At 64.4% G+C, this 15,937-nt stretch carries 15 protein-coding genes; 11 read left to right on the top strand and 4 right to left on the bottom strand.

What is annotated here, in order from left to right; translation table 11 throughout:
• Positions 1–1,051: 1,051 nt before the first annotated feature.
• Positions 1,052–1,264, top strand: coding sequence for a hypothetical protein (locus J6525_RS43850; RefSeq protein WP_092090308.1), 213 nt, complete (start codon positions 1,052–1,054; stop codon positions 1,262–1,264).
• A gap of 220 nt (positions 1,265–1,484) precedes the next feature.
• On the opposite strand, the gene J6525_RS43845 is transcribed toward J6525_RS43850, so the two are convergent.
• Positions 1,485–1,715: a DUF3606 domain-containing protein gene (locus J6525_RS43845; protein ID WP_225649297.1), complete on the bottom strand. Its 231-nt coding sequence runs from the start codon at positions 1,713–1,715 to the stop codon at positions 1,485–1,487.
• A 122-nt stretch (positions 1,716–1,837) separates the two neighbouring features.
• Here J6525_RS43845 and ligD point away from each other — a divergent pair, with 122 nt between their 5' ends.
• The gene (gene ligD, locus J6525_RS43840; RefSeq protein ID WP_225160067.1) at positions 1,838–2,761 is read left to right on the top strand and encodes a non-homologous end-joining DNA ligase; all 924 of its coding nucleotides are present in this window, start codon (positions 1,838–1,840) and stop codon (positions 2,759–2,761) included.
• A 952-nt stretch (positions 2,762–3,713) separates the two neighbouring features.
• On the opposite strand, the gene J6525_RS43835 is transcribed toward ligD, so the two are convergent.
• Both J6525_RS43835 and J6525_RS43830 read right to left on the bottom strand, forming a co-directional pair.
• The gene (locus tag J6525_RS43835; protein WP_225649296.1) at positions 3,714–3,980 is read right to left on the bottom strand and encodes an HGGxSTG domain-containing protein; all 267 of its coding nucleotides are present in this window, start codon (positions 3,978–3,980) and stop codon (positions 3,714–3,716) included.
• Positions 3,977–4,636, bottom strand: a complete 660-nt coding sequence (locus J6525_RS43830; protein ID WP_225649295.1) for a hypothetical protein — start codon at positions 4,634–4,636, stop codon at positions 3,977–3,979. Before J6525_RS43830 ends, J6525_RS43835 begins: the two co-directional genes overlap by 4 nt.
• A gap of 434 nt (positions 4,637–5,070) precedes the next feature.
• On the opposite strand from J6525_RS43830, the gene J6525_RS43825 reads away from it, so the two are divergent.
• From J6525_RS43825 to J6525_RS43815, 3 genes are all read left to right on the top strand, one after another.
• Positions 5,071–7,392 carry a molybdopterin guanine dinucleotide-containing S/N-oxide reductase gene (locus tag J6525_RS43825; protein WP_225649294.1) on the top strand — a complete coding sequence of 774 codons (2,322 nt, stop codon included), beginning with the start codon at positions 5,071–5,073 and terminating at the stop codon, positions 7,390–7,392.
• Between the two features lie 107 nt (positions 7,393–7,499).
• Positions 7,500–8,543, top strand: coding sequence for an alpha/beta fold hydrolase (locus J6525_RS43820; protein ID WP_225649293.1), 1,044 nt, complete (start codon positions 7,500–7,502; stop codon positions 8,541–8,543).
• Positions 8,544–8,569: 26 nt separating this feature from the next.
• Positions 8,570–9,445 (top strand): PhzF family protein, encoded by an 876-nt coding sequence (locus tag J6525_RS43815; protein WP_225649292.1) that lies wholly within the window; start codon positions 8,570–8,572, stop codon positions 9,443–9,445.
• Between the two features lie 45 nt (positions 9,446–9,490).
• On the opposite strand, the gene J6525_RS43810 is transcribed toward J6525_RS43815, so the two are convergent.
• Positions 9,491–9,997, bottom strand: coding sequence for a winged helix-turn-helix transcriptional regulator (locus J6525_RS43810; RefSeq protein WP_026193238.1), 507 nt, complete (start codon positions 9,995–9,997; stop codon positions 9,491–9,493).
• 205 nt (positions 9,998–10,202) lie between these two features.
• Here J6525_RS43810 and J6525_RS43805 point away from each other — a divergent pair, with 205 nt between their 5' ends.
• The 6 genes from J6525_RS43805 to J6525_RS43780 form a co-directional block, all read left to right on the top strand.
• Positions 10,203–10,841 carry a 2-hydroxychromene-2-carboxylate isomerase gene (locus J6525_RS43805; protein WP_225649291.1) on the top strand — a complete coding sequence of 213 codons (639 nt, stop codon included), beginning with the start codon at positions 10,203–10,205 and terminating at the stop codon, positions 10,839–10,841.
• Between the two features lie 59 nt (positions 10,842–10,900).
• The gene (locus tag J6525_RS43800; RefSeq protein WP_225649290.1) at positions 10,901–12,445 is read left to right on the top strand and encodes a class I adenylate-forming enzyme family protein; all 1,545 of its coding nucleotides are present in this window, start codon (positions 10,901–10,903) and stop codon (positions 12,443–12,445) included.
• Positions 12,446–12,496: 51 nt separating this feature from the next.
• Positions 12,497–13,234, top strand: a complete 738-nt coding sequence (locus J6525_RS43795; RefSeq protein ID WP_016845326.1) for an SDR family oxidoreductase — start codon at positions 12,497–12,499, stop codon at positions 13,232–13,234.
• Positions 13,235–13,246: 12 nt separating this feature from the next.
• Positions 13,247–14,428, top strand: a complete 1,182-nt coding sequence (locus J6525_RS43790; RefSeq protein WP_225649289.1) for an acyl-CoA dehydrogenase family protein — start codon at positions 13,247–13,249, stop codon at positions 14,426–14,428.
• 20 nt (positions 14,429–14,448) lie between these two features.
• A complete protein-coding gene (locus J6525_RS43785; RefSeq protein ID WP_225649288.1) occupies positions 14,449–15,579 on the top strand; it encodes an acyl-CoA dehydrogenase family protein in 1,131 nt (376 codons plus the stop codon).
• 15 nt (positions 15,580–15,594) lie between these two features.
• On the top strand, positions 15,595–15,937 hold a 343-nt coding region (locus J6525_RS43780), incomplete at its 3' end, for a thiolase family protein (RefSeq protein WP_446471740.1).

Raw genomic sequence — 15,937 nt, 5'->3', positions numbered from 1 at the left:
CAGCGACGCGGGAGATTAAGGCCACCCTGCGCAAGTGGCCTTGCATGGCTCCATTCCTACAGTGGGACAATTTCCCGTAGCATCCCGGTGCAAGGACAGCACATCGATTTGCTATCCCCTGCGTATGCCAAGCACCTTCACCCACAGGGGCGTCACGTTCGAAGTAAAACGCCTATATGATGATCAGTTCGAGATCATCATTGAGATCGGCGGAGAAACGACCCGCCATACCGTGCGCACACGATTGGCAGAACTAGCAAAGCGCCGGGCCGAGATGCTGATCGATCGTAAGCTGAAACCGAAAATTAGGCCTGTGTAGCCCACCCCAGTGGCGGCTCTTCGCAAAAACGGCCCCAGCGCAGTCCGAGCGCACCGAGGCCGAGTTGCCATGATTTCCTTCTCGCCAAAACCGGCACTCGGCCGTTTGGTTCCTATTTCCCGGTCGTCCTTCGAGAGGACTGGGCACCGAAAACCTGTTTCCGCTTTCTGATGACCGTGAGCCGGTTGCTTACCGCAGCTTCTGTGCGTCCCAGCTTCCGGGCGATCTCGAACTGCGTCATGGCTGTCTCTCGCATCAACTTTGGCAACTGCTGTTCGTCCTCTTCGGACCATGGCTTAGCGTGCAAAACTCTCTCCGGCATCAACTCAACGATCACAGCGCGTGGATTGCAGCGGTTTGCATGGGATGGAAATATCCCAGGTTAATTAGGCCAGTCATCAAATATTGTCGGGGTGCGATCCGACGGAGCTGTTGCTTACGCAACTGTCCAATTGCCACCTTTTCCCGAATATGCGCGTCAGGCAAGGAACCATCGAGAGGGGATCAGCGTCTAATTGGCGCTTCTGGTCAGCCAAGGTGCCCCCCCCGACTGCCAGAGGAAAACCCGTATCGTTCGGGTTGGCGGCCCCCCGGTTGGGGCCGTTTTCAGTTCGCCGCGAAGCCAAGTGGCGCTTGTCCAAAGTTGATCGTCACGATTCACATAGTTCAATGCCGGGCGCTCCATCCTTCGAGCTAATCGACGAGCTCGTATTTCGCAGATGGTGGTTGCAGATGGAATTTATTGGACGCCCGATGCGGGGACGTTTCCTCGTTCGGCAGGGTGGCAACGGATGGATGGTCTACGATAGCGAACTCAAAGGACCAGCCCAGATAGAAAAGAACGGCGCGTTCGCCGAGAAGCTGACAAAAGAGCAGGCTGAGACTTTGGAGAAGCTGTTTACGACTCGCGACAAAAAAGACCCCAGCTCCCGGGGAGAGTGCTGAGGCCGGCAAGTAGTCCCACGTGGCGACTCAACGTCGTGGACTGCTGCGTGTTCCCCGAAGCGAAACGGCCCCAGCGAGAGGACATGCCGAGGCCGATTCGGTGCCCCAGCGAGGTGCCAGCCGGGGCCGCTCAAACTGATCGAGAATGTGCCCCGGTCTTCGGGGGCAAGAGCCGGGGCACTTTCATCCATGATGCCGCTCTGCCGCGAGCAGCACATTGCTAACGTCGCTTCGAAGGTGCCGTTCCTAACGACCTTTTCATCGCCGACCCGAGCCGGCGCTCAACTCGCTTGCGGCTGGTGCCGACCTTCTTGACGGCCTTCTTCACCGATGCGGCCGACTTGCCGGTCTTCTTCGCCTCATAGCGCACTTCGTAATCCTGCCCGCCGGCGACGCGCGCTCGGTCCTGCTTGCGACCGCGCGCGGTCTGCTTCTTCGCTTTCTTTGTCATTCCAGCCTCCCTGTCGATGAGGGCCAACTCGGTTTATGATCGACCGTTCCATTTGCGGACCCGCGTCGGAACGATTGCGATTGCGCCAGTTTGAATCAGCTTATTGTTTGTGGAGTTGCGTTGTGGCGTTTCAGCGTAGGAAGCCCGAGGCGATCGGGACCAAGGCGCTCTTTCCCGGCTTCATCGCGCCGGCGCTGGCATCGCCGATCGAGAAAGTCCCACGCGGCGCACGCTGGATTCACGAGATCAAGTTCGACGGCTACCGGGTTCAGACTCACATCGCCAATGAAGACGTGAAGATCTACACCCGGCGCGGCAACGACTGGACCAGGCGCTTCAAGAAGGTGGTCCAAGACGCCTGGCACATTTCCGCATCATCAGCCATCATCGACGGCGAGATCGTCGTTCCCTCGGCAAACGGCAAGACCGACTTCTCCGTGCTGCAGAACGAGCTGCGCGGTAAGTCGACCAGGATCGTGATAGTGGCCTTCGATCTGCTCTATCTCAATGGCCGCGATCTCCGGAAGCTGCCGCTGAAGGAGCGCAAAGCGCTGCTGAAGAAGCTCGTCGCTGGCACCGAGGTCCAGTTCAGCGAAAGCTTCGAGGTGGACGGCCCCAAGATGTTCGCGCATGCCTGTAGGCTCGGCTATGAGGGCGTGGTGTCGAAGGTTGCCGACAGCGTGTATCCGACTGGCACTCGCAGCCGGGACTGGGTCAAGAAAACCTGCGCCCAGCGCGAGACGTTGACCATCGCTGGCTTTGCACTGGACGACAACGAATGGGACGGAATTTACGTCGGCCGGCGCAAGGGCAACGAGCTGATCTACGCCGGCAAGGTCGACCACGGCTTCGACAAGGCCTCGGCCGCCGATCTCCGCAAACGCCTGACGCCGCTGATCCGCAAGACGCAGCCCTACACCAAGCGCATTGCACACAAGGCGATCTGGGTCGAGCCGAAGGTGCTGGCCGAAATCGAGTACCGCGCCAAATCCGCCGAGGGCAGGGTGCGGCATCCGTTCTTTCGTGGGGTGCGAGAAGATCTATGAGCAAGCTTCGCTGCATTTTTTGCGACGACACAAGATGGGTGTGTGAGAACCATCAGGACCAGCCCTGGACCGGTCCGCACGCCTGCGCTTGCGGAGGCGCCGGTGCGCCCTGTCCGGCCTGCAATCAGCCGAATGATGACGGTCCTCCTCGAATGCCGGAGGGCTTCCAACCAGACGAATAAACGAGGCTTGGCTGTGACGTTGCCGACGATCTCGCAGCCGCCGTCCTCCGCCTTCACATCCGGTACGGTGCTAAGCCCGACAGGCCGGCAATTGGAAAGAGAGGGGTACTTCCTCAGTCGGATGCAAAGAGCCCACAGGATCGGCGCCGGCAGCTTACAGGGGCTAGCCCGGATGGACGGTCCCGTAGATTTACCATGACCCGGAATTCCAGCTGCTCGGCGCCGGAGCGGGCGCTAAGTTGATGGCGCGGGGGCGGCGCCTTGAGGTCAGGAGGCCGCAATGGAGCGTCTGTATTTGGGCATCACCGTCACCAGCACTTACGCGCTGGTCACCTTTGCGCTGATGCTGGCTTTCGTGCACTGACCGCCGGGAATCCGGATCTTTGCTCGCGGGGCCGCTACGGGGTGCGTTGTCTTCGCGGAACGCGCAATGTCCGGCAACCGGCAAGCTTTTACTGCGTCAGCGGGTTTAAACGTATGCCGAGGCCTGTAGCGATAACCCTGATGAGTTTGGCCGTTGCAACGCTCACGGCGTTCGGCATCGCCGCAGCCCTCATGGTCCATTAAAGCGCGATGAGATTAGGTTGAATCGTCATCGCGCTTTAGCTCTTTGTTTGAGCATGATCTCCGCGCAAACGCGTCCCGCGTTTGTCGCGAGGGAAAACCGCTTCGCACTTTTCCGGATCATGCTTTAGCGGGAATGGGCCAGCGGGATTTCGCGCCCGGCGGCCCATTGGTCGTTGAGGCGTGCGGCCATTTGCGAAACGCAATCACTTCATCCCTTCCAGCATCCTCCGCACGTCTCTCAACAACGCCCGGATCTGTCGCCGCTCGGCGATCGCATCCCCCGTGAACCGGCCGTGCTTGCGCGCATTCCGGTTGGCCCGTGGCGCGCCGGATCCCTTTGCGCCGCCGTGCATGCGACAGCGCGTCTTGCCGCGCGCCGCCGGCGCGCGGCAAGAACCGCCGCAGCGGGTCCTGGCGCCGCAACGCCGGCTGGCCAGCATCGGGCCGGTCGTTTGGACGTGGCCGCTCATGCCTGTGCGTCCCGCCCGGCATCGGCGGAATTCCGCCGTCGCCTGGTGCCCGCGGACCTCGGCGCTCGCGCCGCGGATGCCGGGCTGTTGTCGGACACGATCACGCTCGCATGCTGCGTGACGTTGCCGACGATGGCGTTGCCGCCGTCCTCGACCTTGACGTTCTGCACGGTGATGGCGGGCTCGCCATGGCTGCGGTAGCGGTTCAGCGCCTCGATCTGGGCGGGAAAGGTGCGGGCGAGCCGGCCCAATGCGCGCGCCGCGCTGTCGTGCTGGGCGAGGTCCTTGGCATGCGCGAGGTGATGGGCGCATCGCATCGCCATCACATGAACCGACACCATCTGCGCCACCAGCATGGCCTCGACGGAATCCCGCGGACCGATGCTTCTCACCATCGAGATCATGAAGGCGAGGTTGACCTCGCAGGGCTTGCCGCCGCTCACGCTCGCCTTGACCAATTGCCGCAGGATGCCGTCCATCGCGTCGCGGTCGGCGACCCCCAGTGCGTTCGCCATCAGCTGTGCGCCGAGCTCCGGATCAGGATGGTCGATGCAGAAGCCGTGCGAGGAGAACTTGATCCGCGGAGGTGTGGCAGCCTGGGTCTGCGCGGGGGCGGCGGGCATCGTCGGCACGGTGATGTCGGGTGCAGTATCCATGTCGGGTAGTCCCTGGAATGCGCGTGGCAAGCGCGCAGACGATCGCTCGCTGCGGCAGCCGGCGCGATGTCAATTGTGAGGAGGGTTTTGGGCGGCAAGCGCCATCCGCGAGCCCGCTGTTGCGGGCGAGTGGGGGCTTGCACGATTTCGGAATATTGGAAGTGTGCCGCTGATTTGCCCGACGTGTCAAGTCGCCGTTCGAGCGCCGGCAGCCGCCGGCTCCTTTGCATGGGGTTATTTTCGATATTTTGGCCGCGCGGCCCCAGTGGGGAGTTCCGCCGCCGTCAGGCGCAGTCATGCCGGCAAGGCACGGTGCGGTCCGTGTTAGCGGGTACCGTGCGCCGATTGGATCATTATACTGGCGGGGAATGTTGCGACAGACTTGGGTTGCGACAGACTTGGCGCGGCTCCGGCCTGCGGATGAAGGAGCATCGATGAGCGAGACCATTGGCCACCCCGATCCCGGCCTCGATTTGTCCGACGGGTTCAAGCCGCATACCTCGCATTGGGGCGTGTTCTCGGCGCGGCTCGGCAAGGCGGGTCTCGAAGTCAGGCCCTATGCCGCCGATCCCGATCCGAACCGCATCATCAACAATTTCCCCGGCGCGCTCCGCCACCAGGCACGCATCGCGCAGCCTGCGATCCGCCGCGGCTGGTTCGAGCGGGGGCCCGGCCCCGACGATCGCCGCGGCCGCGACGACTTCGTCTCGGTCAGCTGGGAGCAGGCGCTCGACCTGCTCGGCGGCGAGCTGACGCGGATCCGCGACACCATCGGCCCCGGCGCGGTGTTCGGCGGCTCCTACGGCTGGTCCAGCGCGGGCCGCTTCCATCACGCGCAGAGCCAGGTACACCGTTTCCTCAACATCGCCATGGGCGGCTATGTCCGCTCGGTGAACACCTATTCCTCGGGGGCGTCCTCGGTGCTGCTGCCGCAGATCCTGACCGGCTACGAGGACATCACCAAGCGCAACGTCACCTGGGAGCAGATCGCGGCCGAGACCGACATCGTGCTGGCATTCGGCGGCATGGCGCTGAAGAACTCGATGGTGGCCGGCGGCTCGATCAGCAAGCATGTCGAGCGCGGCGCGATGCAAGCCGCGCAGCGGCGCGGCTGCGCGTTCATCCTGGTCAGCCCGCTGCGTGACGATCTTCCCGTCGAGGCCGGCGCCGAATGGCTGACGGCCACGCCCGGCACCGACACCGCGCTGATGCTCGGCATCGTCCACTCTTTGGTGAGCGAAGGCCTGCACGATCAGGCCTTCCTGGATCGCTACACCGAGGGCTGGCCGGTGTTTTTGCGCTATCTCACCGGCGAGAGCGACGGTGTGCCCAAGAGCGCCGAATGGGCCGCGGCGATCTGCGGCATCGATGCCGGCACCATCAAGACGCTCGCGCGCCGGCTTGCCGGCCGACGTGCACTGATCACCGTGTCGCATTCGCTGCAGCGCGCCGAGCATGGCGAGCAGCCGGTGTGGATGGGCATGGTGCTGGCGGCGGCGCTCGGCCAGATCGGCCTGCCCGGCGGCGGCTACGCCTATTCGCTCGGCGCGATCGGCTATTACGGCCGCCGTGTCAACGCGGTGCCCGGGCCGACGCTCGGGCAGGGCCGCAACGGCGTCGCCGACTTCATTCCGGTGGCGCGCATCGCCGACATGCTGCTCAATCCCGGCACCAGCTATCGCTACAATGGCGAGACGCGGACCTATCCGGATATCCGCCTCGTCTATTGGGCCGGCGGCAATCCGTTCCACCATCACCAGGACCTCAACCGCCTGCGCAAGGCGTTTGCGCGGCTCGACACGCTGGTGGTGCACGAGCTCGCCTGGACCGCCACGGCGCGTCACGCCGACATCGTGCTGCCTTCGACCATGACACTGGAGCGCGAGGACATCGGCTATTCCAGCAACGATCCGTTGATGGTCGCGATGCACCGGATCGCCGAGCCGTTCGGCCTCGCCCGCGACGACTACGAGATCTTCGCCGATCTCGCCGAGCGGTTAGGGGCCCGCGAGCCCTTCACCGAGGGACGCACCTCGCGAGAGTGGCTCGAGCATCTCTACGAGCCGACCCGCAAGGCGCTCGCCGCGCGCGGGCTCGAAGCGCCGAGCTTCGAGGAGTTCTGGGCGCGCGGCAGCCTGGTGGTGCCGCAGCATTTCGACGACGGCGGCTCGCTGCGCCGTTTTCGCGAAGACCCCGTCGCGCGGCCGCTGCCGACGCCGAGCGGCCGCATCGAGATCTTCTCGCAGAAGATCGCTAGCCACGGCGATGCGGATTGTCCGGGCCATCCGGTCTGGCTCGAGAAATCAGACACGCCGACGCCGGGCGCGCCGTGCTTCCTCGTCGCCAACCAGCCGGCGACGCGCCTGCACAGCCAGCTCGACTTCGGCGGACACTCGCTTGGCGCCAAGCATCGCGGCCGCGAGGTCGCGCGCATGAATCCGCACGACGCCAAGCCGCGCGGCATCGCCGACGGCGACATCATCCGCATCTTCAACGCACGCGGCGCCTGCCTTGCCGCGGTGCATGTCATCGACGGCATCGCGCCCGGCGTGGTGCAGCTGCCGACCGGCGCCTGGTACGATCCGATGGACCCCGAGGAGGAAGCGCCGCTCTGCGTGCATGGCAATCCGAACGTGCTGACGCGCGACATCGGCACGTCATCCTTCGCGCAGGGCTGCACCGGCCAGCTGACGAGCGTCGAGGTCGAGCGTTTCAACGGCAATCTGCCGCCGATCCGCGCGTTCGATCCGGCGTAGAGGGGGACCGCAGCCGATCACGAACAAATCATCAGTGGGTGCTGGATGGCGTTAAGCCGTTCGGCTACGGCATCACGAGATCATCCCCGAGTTCTGGATTTGCCGAGATGCACCTGAAAGCCCTGTTTCACCTTGCCGTCGCCGCGACCGTTGCGCTCGGTTCGTCCAACGCATTGGCGCAATCGGCGGCCGAGCCGGCCTATGGACCGGAATTGCAGGGCTTCGACTATCCCTATCCGGTGGAGCATTATCGCTTCAGCTCGCAGGGGCAGGAGCTCGACATGGCCTATCTCGACGTCAAGCCGGCGACGCCGAATGGCCAGACCGCGGTGCTGCTGCACGGCAAGAACTTCTGTGCCGCGACCTGGGACGGCACCATCAAGGCGCTCAGCGGCGCCGGCTATCGCGTGATCGCGATCGACCAGATCGGCTTCTGCAAATCCAGCAAGCCGGAGCGCTATCAGTTCACCTTTCAGCAACTCGCCGGCAACAGCCGCGCGCTGCTCGCCTCGCTCGGGATCGCGCATTCGATCATGGTCGGCCACTCGACCGGCGGCATGCTGGCGATGCGCTATGCCCTGATGTATCCGGAGGCCACCGACCAGCTGGTGCTGGTCGATCCGATCGGCCTGGAAGACTGGAAGGCCAAAGGGGTGCCGTGGCTCAGCCTCGACGGCTGGATGCAGCGCGAGACGCGCGTCACCGCGGACAGCATCCGCGCCTATGAGCGCGCCACCTACTACGCCGACACCTGGGATGCGTCCTACGAGACGTGGGTGCAGATGCTGGCCGGCATGTATCGCGGTCCGGGCCGCGCCGCCGTGGCGTCGAGTTCGGCGCGGCTCTACGACATGATCGCGACCCAGCCGGTGTTCTACGAATTCGAGCAGATCAAGCCGCCGACGCTGCTCCTTGTCGGCGACAAGGACACCACCGCGATCGGCAAGGACACCGCGCCGCCGGAGATCCGCAAGACGCTCGGCAATTATCCGGTGCTCGGCAAGGAGGCCGCGAAGCGGATTCCGCACGCGCAGCTGATCGAATTCCCCGACCTCGGCCATTCGCCGCAGATCCAGGCGCCGGCGCGCTTCCACGAGGCGCTGCTCGGCTGGCTGCAGCATCCGGAGACCGGCGCGACGCTGGTCAAGTAAGGACGGCGAGACAGGCGAGCGACATCATGACGACAGCCGAACTGGTCAGCGTGTTCACGGTCGATGGGCAAGGCGGAAATCCCTGTCCGATCGTGGTGGATGCAAGCGGCATGAGCGCGTCCGAGATGCAGGATGTTGCCCGCCGCCACGGTCACGAATCCGGCTTCGCGCTGCCGGCGCAGAGCGACGATTTCGACGCCACGTTCCGCTTCTTCGTTCCGAACCACGAAATGGAAATGTGCGGCCACGCGACCATCGGTGCGCTCTGGCTGCTTGCGCGCCAGGGAAGGCTGCCGGGCGACACCATCCGGATCTCGACGCGCAGCGGTCCGGTCACCGGCTTCATCAGCCGTGATCGTCACGGCGAGCCGCGTGTCGAGATCACTCAACCGGCCGGGAAGACCGTTCCGCTGATCGCAGATCAGCGCGATGACGTGCTGCGGGCGCTCGCGATTGGACCGCATGCGATCGGTGAGGGAACGCCCTGTAACGCCGTCACATCGCGGATCAAGACACTCGTTCCGATGCGCTCCCCCGAAGCGCTGAATGCGCTCGATCCCGCGACAGGGGACGTCGAGGCGGTCTGCGGCCGGATCGAATCGACCGGGCTCTATCCATTCGCCGTGATCGACCGAAAAGCTCGCCTGTTCGAGGCGCGGCAATTCCCGCGCTCCTCCGGCTATCGGGAGGATGCCGCGACCGGCATTGCGGCCGCGGCGCTGGCGTTCGGCTTGCTCGACTACGGCCTGGTCGCTCCTGATGACGACGAGATTCGAATCCTGCAGGGCAGGGCGATGGGGCGGCTGTCTGAGATTCGGGTCCGCATCGGCTTCGCCGGCGGCCGTCCCGTCGGCTGCCTGCTTGGCGGCAATGTCGCGCTGATGGCTGCACCGTCACACTGAGCAGCCGCCAGCGCGGGGCGCCGGCTTCGTAAACAGTATCCAGGTCTAATCAGCGGCGCGCCTGGCTCGCTCCTGTGCCTTGGCGTGCACCGGTGATGATTTCCGCGCACCGGGGCCCGGATGCACGTGGACCGCCTTCGCGCTCAGCGGCTCGCCGCATTCCGAACAGACCATGACGGGATCGAACATCTTCTTGCAGGTCTTGTGTTCGTGCAGCATCGGCCGGCCGCGCGAATCGACCATGTGGACGTTGCCCCAGTGCACGATCGACATGATGATCGGATAGAGGTCGAGGCCCTTCTGCGTCAGGATGTATTCGTAGCGCTTCGGCGCCTCCTGATAGGGGATCTTGCGCAGCACGCCGAAGCGCACCAGCTTCTTCAGCCGGTCGGCGAGCAGATGCCGCGTGATCCCAAGCGAGGCCTGGAAGTCATCGAACCTGCGGATGCGCAGGAAACATTCGCGCAGGACCAGCAGGCTCCAGCGGTCACCGATGACAGCCACCGTGCGGGCCACCGAGCACGGCTCCTCCTCGAGGGCATCCCATTTCATCAGCATCTCCTGCGGTCTGCGCCGGCATCGCCTTTTAAATTCTAAAACAGAACTAACGCAATTTCAATAGGATGCCTCGCCTGCAGCCGTGACTTAGTCATTGGATGACAAATATCATATTGACAGTTCTAAAATAGAACTTAATGTCCCGGCTCGATCAACGCGGCGGCTGAGGGCTGCTGGTACTCAAAGGGAAGGGCGTTCCATGGTTGCTCCGCTCAAGGTCGAATTCCATTTCGATTTTGGAAGTCCGAACGCCTATCTGGCGGAGCAGGCGCTGCCCGAAATCGAGAAGCGCACCGGCGTGAAGTTCGACTACATCCCGGTGCTGCTCGGCGGCGTCTACAAGGCGACCGGCAACATGTCGCCCGGCGAGTCGCTGCGCGGCATCAAGAACAAGCCCGAGTATAACGCGCTCGAGACCGAGCGCTTCCTGCGCCGCTACAACATCACGACGTTCAAGACCAACCCGTTCTTTCCGGTCAACACGCTGATGCTGATGCGCGGCGTCGTCGCTGCCGATTTCGAAGGGCTGTTCGAGCCGTACTTTCGCGCCGCCTATCACCACATGTGGTCCGAGCCCAAGAAGATGGACGATCCGCAGGTGTTCCGCGAAGCGTTCCTGTCCTCCGGCCTCGATATCGACCGCATCATCGCCCGCGCCCAGCAGGACGAGGTGAAGAAGAAGCTGATCGACAACACCAGCAACGCGGTGGCGCGCGGCTCGTTCGGCTCACCGACCTTCTTTGTCGGCGACGAGATCTTCTTCGGCAAGGACAAGCTGCGCGAGGTCGAGGACGAGATCGTCGAGCAGCTGGCTGCGGGGCGACGCAAGACCGCCTGAGCGGGAAAATTCCTCAAGACAACAAATCAGGCCCAAAGGGCTGTCACAGGGAGGTTTCAGTGCAGGCGTCGACCCAGTTTGAAGGAAGTGTGGAAGGCTTGCCGAACCGCATCCACGAGGTGATCGATCACCACGTCGGGGCGACGCCGGATCATCCGGCGCTGATCGACGACAAGACGCGGCTGACCTACCGCGAGCTCGACCGAACGGTCGGTCGCGTCGCCGAGGCGCTGCGGGCGCTCGGCATCCGCGCCGGCGACCGCATGATGATCGTGAGCGAGAATTCGATCCCGCTCGCCTGCCTGCTGCTGGCGGCGAGCCGGCTCGATGCTTGGTCCATCGTGGTCAATCCCCGGCTGTCGCCGCGTGAGCTGGACCAGATCAGGGATCACAGCGGCGCCCGCCGCGTGCTGCTGACCGCCGAGGTCTCGCAGGAGGCGGCTACACATGCCGCGCGCTACGAGGCCGCCGTGCAGGATGTCGGCCCGCTCCGCGGCATCGCCGTCACCGGTTTGAACCTGGCAACCGTGGCGGAGCCGGTCGAGGTCGACGGCGCCAACCAGGTTGCGGTTCTCATCTACACCTCCGGCACTACGGGCACGCCGAAGGGCGTGATGCTGACCCATCGCAATCTCTTGTTCAGCGCCCGGGCGACGGCAAGCTTCCGAAAGATGGCGGCCGATGACGTGCAGTATTGCGTGCTGCCGATCTCGCATATCGTCGGCATCTCGTTGCTGACCATGACCCTGATGATCGGCGCCACCGTGCGTCTGGTGGCGAAATACGATCCGGCCGCGCTGGTCAAGGCGATGACTGAAGAGGGCATCACGATCCTGAACGGCGTGCCCGCGACCTATCAGCGTCTGCTCGAATACCGGCGCAATGCCGGCCTGCCGAAGCTCGATCGCGGCCGGTTGCGGGTGATCTCGGTGGCCGGCGCGCCGCTCGACCTCGATCTCAAATCACGGGTCGAGCAGGAGCTCGGGCTGCCGCTGCTCAACGGTTACGGCATCACCGAATGCTCGCCGGGCATCTCCGGCGTCCGGCCCGACAATCCGCGGGCCGACCATGCGGTCGGCACCGTCATGCCCGGCCTCGAGGCCAAGCTGGTCGGCCGCGACCTCAAGCCGGTCGCGGCAGGCGAAGTCGGCGAGCTCCATGTTCGCGGCCCGAACGTGATGCGCGGCTATTACCGCGCGCCTGATTTGACCGCCAAGGCGATCGATCCCGACGGCTGGTTCAACACCGGGGATCTGGCCCGCTTCGAGAACGATGCGCTCTACATCGTCGGGCGGACCAAGGAGATGATCATCCGCTCCGGGTTCAACGTCTATCCGGCCGAGATCGAGGCGGTGCTGAGCACGCACGACGCCGTGGTGCAGTGCGCCGTGGTCGGCCGGCCGGTCGAGGGCAACGAAGAGGTGGTTGCCTTTGTACAGCTGATCAAGGGTTCGACCGCCACGGTACAGGACCTGATGGCCCATATTGCCCCGCAACTCACCTCGTACAAGCGTCCGTCGGAGATTATCCTGATGGACGCGCTGCCCGCGACATCGACGGGCAAGCTGCTGAAGCACAAGCTGGCGGAATCGCTGCGCGGCTGAGACCGAGCCGTCGCCGCGAGCCAGTTCACTCAAACAAGACCGGAGTACACCATGCAGAAGAGAAACAGGACGGTGGCCGTCATTGGTGCCGGCGATTTCATCGGCGGCGAGATCGCCAAGAAGTTCGCCTCCGAAGGTTTTACGATCTTCGCCGGCCGCCGCAATGGCGATAAGCTGGCGCCGCTGGTCAAGGAGATCGAGGCTGCCGGCGGCGAGATCCATGCGCGCTCGCTCGATGCGCGCAAGGAGGAGGAGATCACGGCCTTCCTCAATGACGCCGACAAGCATGCGCCGCTTGAGGTCTGCATCTTCAACATCGGGGCCAACGTCAATTTCCCGATCCTCGAGACCACCGAGCGGGTGTTCCGCAAGGTCTGGGAGATGGCCTGCTACTCCGGCTTCCTGGCCGGACGCGAGGCGGCGCGGCTGATGATGCCGCGCGGCGAGGGCAACATCTTCTTCACCGGCGCCACCGCGTCACTCCGCGGCGGCAGCGGCTATGCCGCCTTTGCAAGCGCCAAGTTCGGCTTGCGTGCCGTGGCGCAGGCGATGGCCCGCGAACTGGGGCCGAAGAACATCCATGTCGCGCATCTGATCATCGATTCCGGCGTCGACACCGAATGGGTCCGGCAGCGCCGTATCGAGGCGCTCGGCCCGAACGCGCTCGACAATCCCGATCTCTTGATGCCGCCGGCATCGGTCGCGGGCGCCTATTGGCAGCTCTATCAGCAGCCGAAGAGCGCCTGGACCTTCGAGTTGGAAATCCGGCCCTTCGGCGAGAAGTGGTAGGGAGCCGGTCAGATGGAGCTCGCGCTATCCCCTGAAGATGCGGCGTTCCGCGATGAGGTACGCGCCTTCATCAAGGACAACTACCCGGCGGAGATGCGCGTCGCCAATCCGGAGACCGATCTCTCCAAGGAGCAGATGCTGCTGTGGCATCGGATCCTGCACGACAAGGGCTGGATCGCGCCGCTCTGGCCGAAGCAATATGGCGGGCCCGGCTGGTCGATCACCCGCCGCTTCATCTTCGAGCAGGAGACGACGCGCGCCGGCACCATGCCGCCGCTGGCGTTCAGCGTCACCATGGTCGGCCCGGTCATCTACACCTTCGGCAACGACGCGCAGAAAAGGAAATTCCTGCCGCGCATCCTGTCCGGCGAGGACTGGTGGTGCCAGGGCTATTCGGAACCGGGCTCCGGCTCCGACCTCGCGACCGTCCGCACCAAGGCGGTGCGCGACGGCGATCATTACATCGTCAACGGCCACAAGACCTGGACCACGCTGGCGCAGCACGCCGACTGGATCTTCTGCCTGGTGCGCACCGATCCCACGGCCAAGCCGCAGTCCGGCATCTCGTTCCTCTTGATCGACATGAAGTCACCCGGCGTCACCGTGCGCCCCATCATCACCATTGACGGCTCGCACGAGGTCAACGACGTCTTCCTGGAGAACGTCCGCGTCCCCGCCGAGAACCTGATCGGCGAGGAAAACAAGGGCTGGACCTACGCTAAATTCCTGCTCGGCAATGAGCGCACCAGCATGGCCGGCATCGGCCGCTCGACGCGCTACATCGCGCGGCTGAAGAAGATCGTGAAGGCGGAGATCCCCGAAGACGATCCGGCGCATCTGGAATTCATCCGGGACATCGCCCGCGTCGAGCTCGACGTGCTGGCGCTGGAGGCGACCGAACTCCGCGTCGTCGCCCAGATGGCGCGCGGCATCGACCCGGGACCGGCGGCCTCGCTGTTCAAGATCCGCGGCACCGAGATCTTCCAGAACATCACCGAACTCACCCATCGCGCCATCGGCAATTACGGGCTCGCGATCCGCGAGCATCCGGTCAGCGCCAACCACTTCATGCCGGGCCCCGACTACGGCCACACCGCGTCGGAGAAATATCTGAACTCGCGCAAGCTCTCGATCTACGGCGGGTCGAACGAGATCCAGCGCAACATCATCGCCAAGGCGGTGCTTGGACTCTAGCCACAAGCAACGAGGATCGGATGGATATCCAGTTCACGGAAGAGCAGGAATTGTTGCGGTCCAGCGTCCAGCGGCTGCTGCGCGACCAGTATGATTTCGAAGCCCGCCGCAAGATCGTCGCGAGCGAAGAGGGGTTTGGCCGCAAGCAATGGGCTGAATTCGCCGAACTCGGCCTGCTCGCCGCGCCGTTCTCGGAAGCGGTTGGAGGGCTCGGCGGCGGGCCGCTGTCGACCATGATCATCATGCAGGAGTTCGGCCGCCATCTCGTGGTCGAGCCATTCGTCGAGACGGTCGTCGTGGCGGGCGGCTTGATCGAGCAGGCAGGTTGCGACGCGCAGAGGCAGGCGTTCATCGCCGACATCATCGCTGGCACGAAACTTTGGGCGCTGGCCTGGACCGAGAAGGGTTCGCGCTTCGATCTCGCCACCGTCACCACCACGGCGCGCCGCGACGGCAACGATTACGTGCTCACCGGGGAGAAGACGGCGGTGCTGGCCGCGCCGTGGGCGGATTATCTGATCGTCTCCGCGCGCACCGCGGGCCATCGTCATGATCGCGGCGGCGTCAGCCTGTTCGTGGTCGATCGCCGCGCCGCCAATCTCGATCTGCAAAGCTTCAGGACGATCGATGGCCGAAGGGCGGCCGAGATCAGCCTGCGCGGCGTGCGCGCGGAATTGCTGGGCAGCGAAGGCGGGGGCGTCGCCGCGCTGGAAGCCTGCCGTAACCGCGCGATCGGCGCGCTCTGCGCCGAGGCGGTCGGCGCGATCGGCGAACTGAACGCCGCGACGCTGGACTATTCCAAGACGCGAAAGCAGTTCGGCGTCACGATCGGCAGCTTCCAGGTGCTGCAGCACCGGATGGTCGACATGTTCATCGCGCATCAGGAGGCGTTGTCGCTGATGCAGCATCTCAGCCTAAGTCTCGGCGACGATGAGGCCGGCGTGTCTCGGCTCGCCTCCGGCGCCAAGTCGAAGATCGGATATGCCGGCAAGTTCGTCGCCGATCAGGCGGTGCAGCTGCATGGCGGCATGGGCATGACCGACGAGCTCAATGTCGGCCATTACTTCAAGCGGATTTCCTCCATCAACATCCAGTTCGGCGATCCCGCCTATCACGTGCTGCGTTATGCGCAGCTCGACGCGGCCGCCTGATTCAGAGAGGCAAGCATGTCACAAGATGCAGTCATCGTCTCCACCGCGCGCACCGGCGTCGGCAAGGCCTATCGCGGCGCGCTTAACAACACCGACGGCCCGACTTTGGCCGGCCATGTGATGGCCGAGGCGGTGAAGCGCGCCGGCATCGCGCCCGGCGAGGTCGAGGACGTGGTGATGGGCTGCGCCATGCAGCAGGGCACCATGGTGATGAACGTCGCGCGCAAGGGCGCCATCCGCGCTGGACTTCCCGTCACGGTCGCCGGGACCACCATCGACCGGCAATGCGCCTCCGGCCTGCAGGCGATCGCGGTCGCCGCCCGCTCTGTCATGCTCGACGGCGTCGAGATCGCGATCG

Origin of the sequence: Bradyrhizobium australafricanum (genome assembly GCF_020329495.1) — a bacterium.
Taxonomy (GTDB): domain Bacteria; phylum Pseudomonadota; class Alphaproteobacteria; order Rhizobiales; family Xanthobacteraceae; genus Bradyrhizobium; species Bradyrhizobium australafricanum.
This window is presented reverse-complemented; position numbering and strand designations above follow the sequence as displayed.

Bases quoted from the DNA above. Each gene is read 5' to 3' on its own strand.
- J6525_RS43850 (WP_092090308.1), top strand. From the start codon at position 1,052: ATGGAATTTATTGGACGCCCGATGCGGGGACGTTTCCTCGTTCGGCAG.
- J6525_RS43845 (WP_225649297.1), bottom strand. From the start codon at position 1,715: ATGACAAAGAAAGCGAAGAAGCAGACCGCGCGCGGTCGCAAGCAGGAC.
- J6525_RS43835 (WP_225649296.1), bottom strand. From the start codon at position 3,980: ATGAGCGGCCACGTCCAAACGACCGGCCCGATGCTGGCCAGCCGGCGT.
- J6525_RS43830 (WP_225649295.1), bottom strand. From the start codon at position 4,636: ATGGATACTGCACCCGACATCACCGTGCCGACGATGCCCGCCGCCCCC.
- J6525_RS43825 (WP_225649294.1), top strand. From the start codon at position 5,071: ATGAGCGAGACCATTGGCCACCCCGATCCCGGCCTCGATTTGTCCGAC.
- J6525_RS43820 (WP_225649293.1), top strand. From the start codon at position 7,500: ATGCACCTGAAAGCCCTGTTTCACCTTGCCGTCGCCGCGACCGTTGCG.
- J6525_RS43815 (WP_225649292.1), top strand. From the start codon at position 8,570: ATGACGACAGCCGAACTGGTCAGCGTGTTCACGGTCGATGGGCAAGGC.
- J6525_RS43810 (WP_026193238.1), bottom strand. From the start codon at position 9,997: ATGAAATGGGATGCCCTCGAGGAGGAGCCGTGCTCGGTGGCCCGCACG.
- J6525_RS43805 (WP_225649291.1), top strand. From the start codon at position 10,203: ATGGTTGCTCCGCTCAAGGTCGAATTCCATTTCGATTTTGGAAGTCCG.
- J6525_RS43795 (WP_016845326.1), top strand. From the start codon at position 12,497: ATGCAGAAGAGAAACAGGACGGTGGCCGTCATTGGTGCCGGCGATTTC.
- J6525_RS43790 (WP_225649289.1), top strand. From the start codon at position 13,247: ATGGAGCTCGCGCTATCCCCTGAAGATGCGGCGTTCCGCGATGAGGTA.
- J6525_RS43785 (WP_225649288.1), top strand. From the start codon at position 14,449: ATGGATATCCAGTTCACGGAAGAGCAGGAATTGTTGCGGTCCAGCGTC.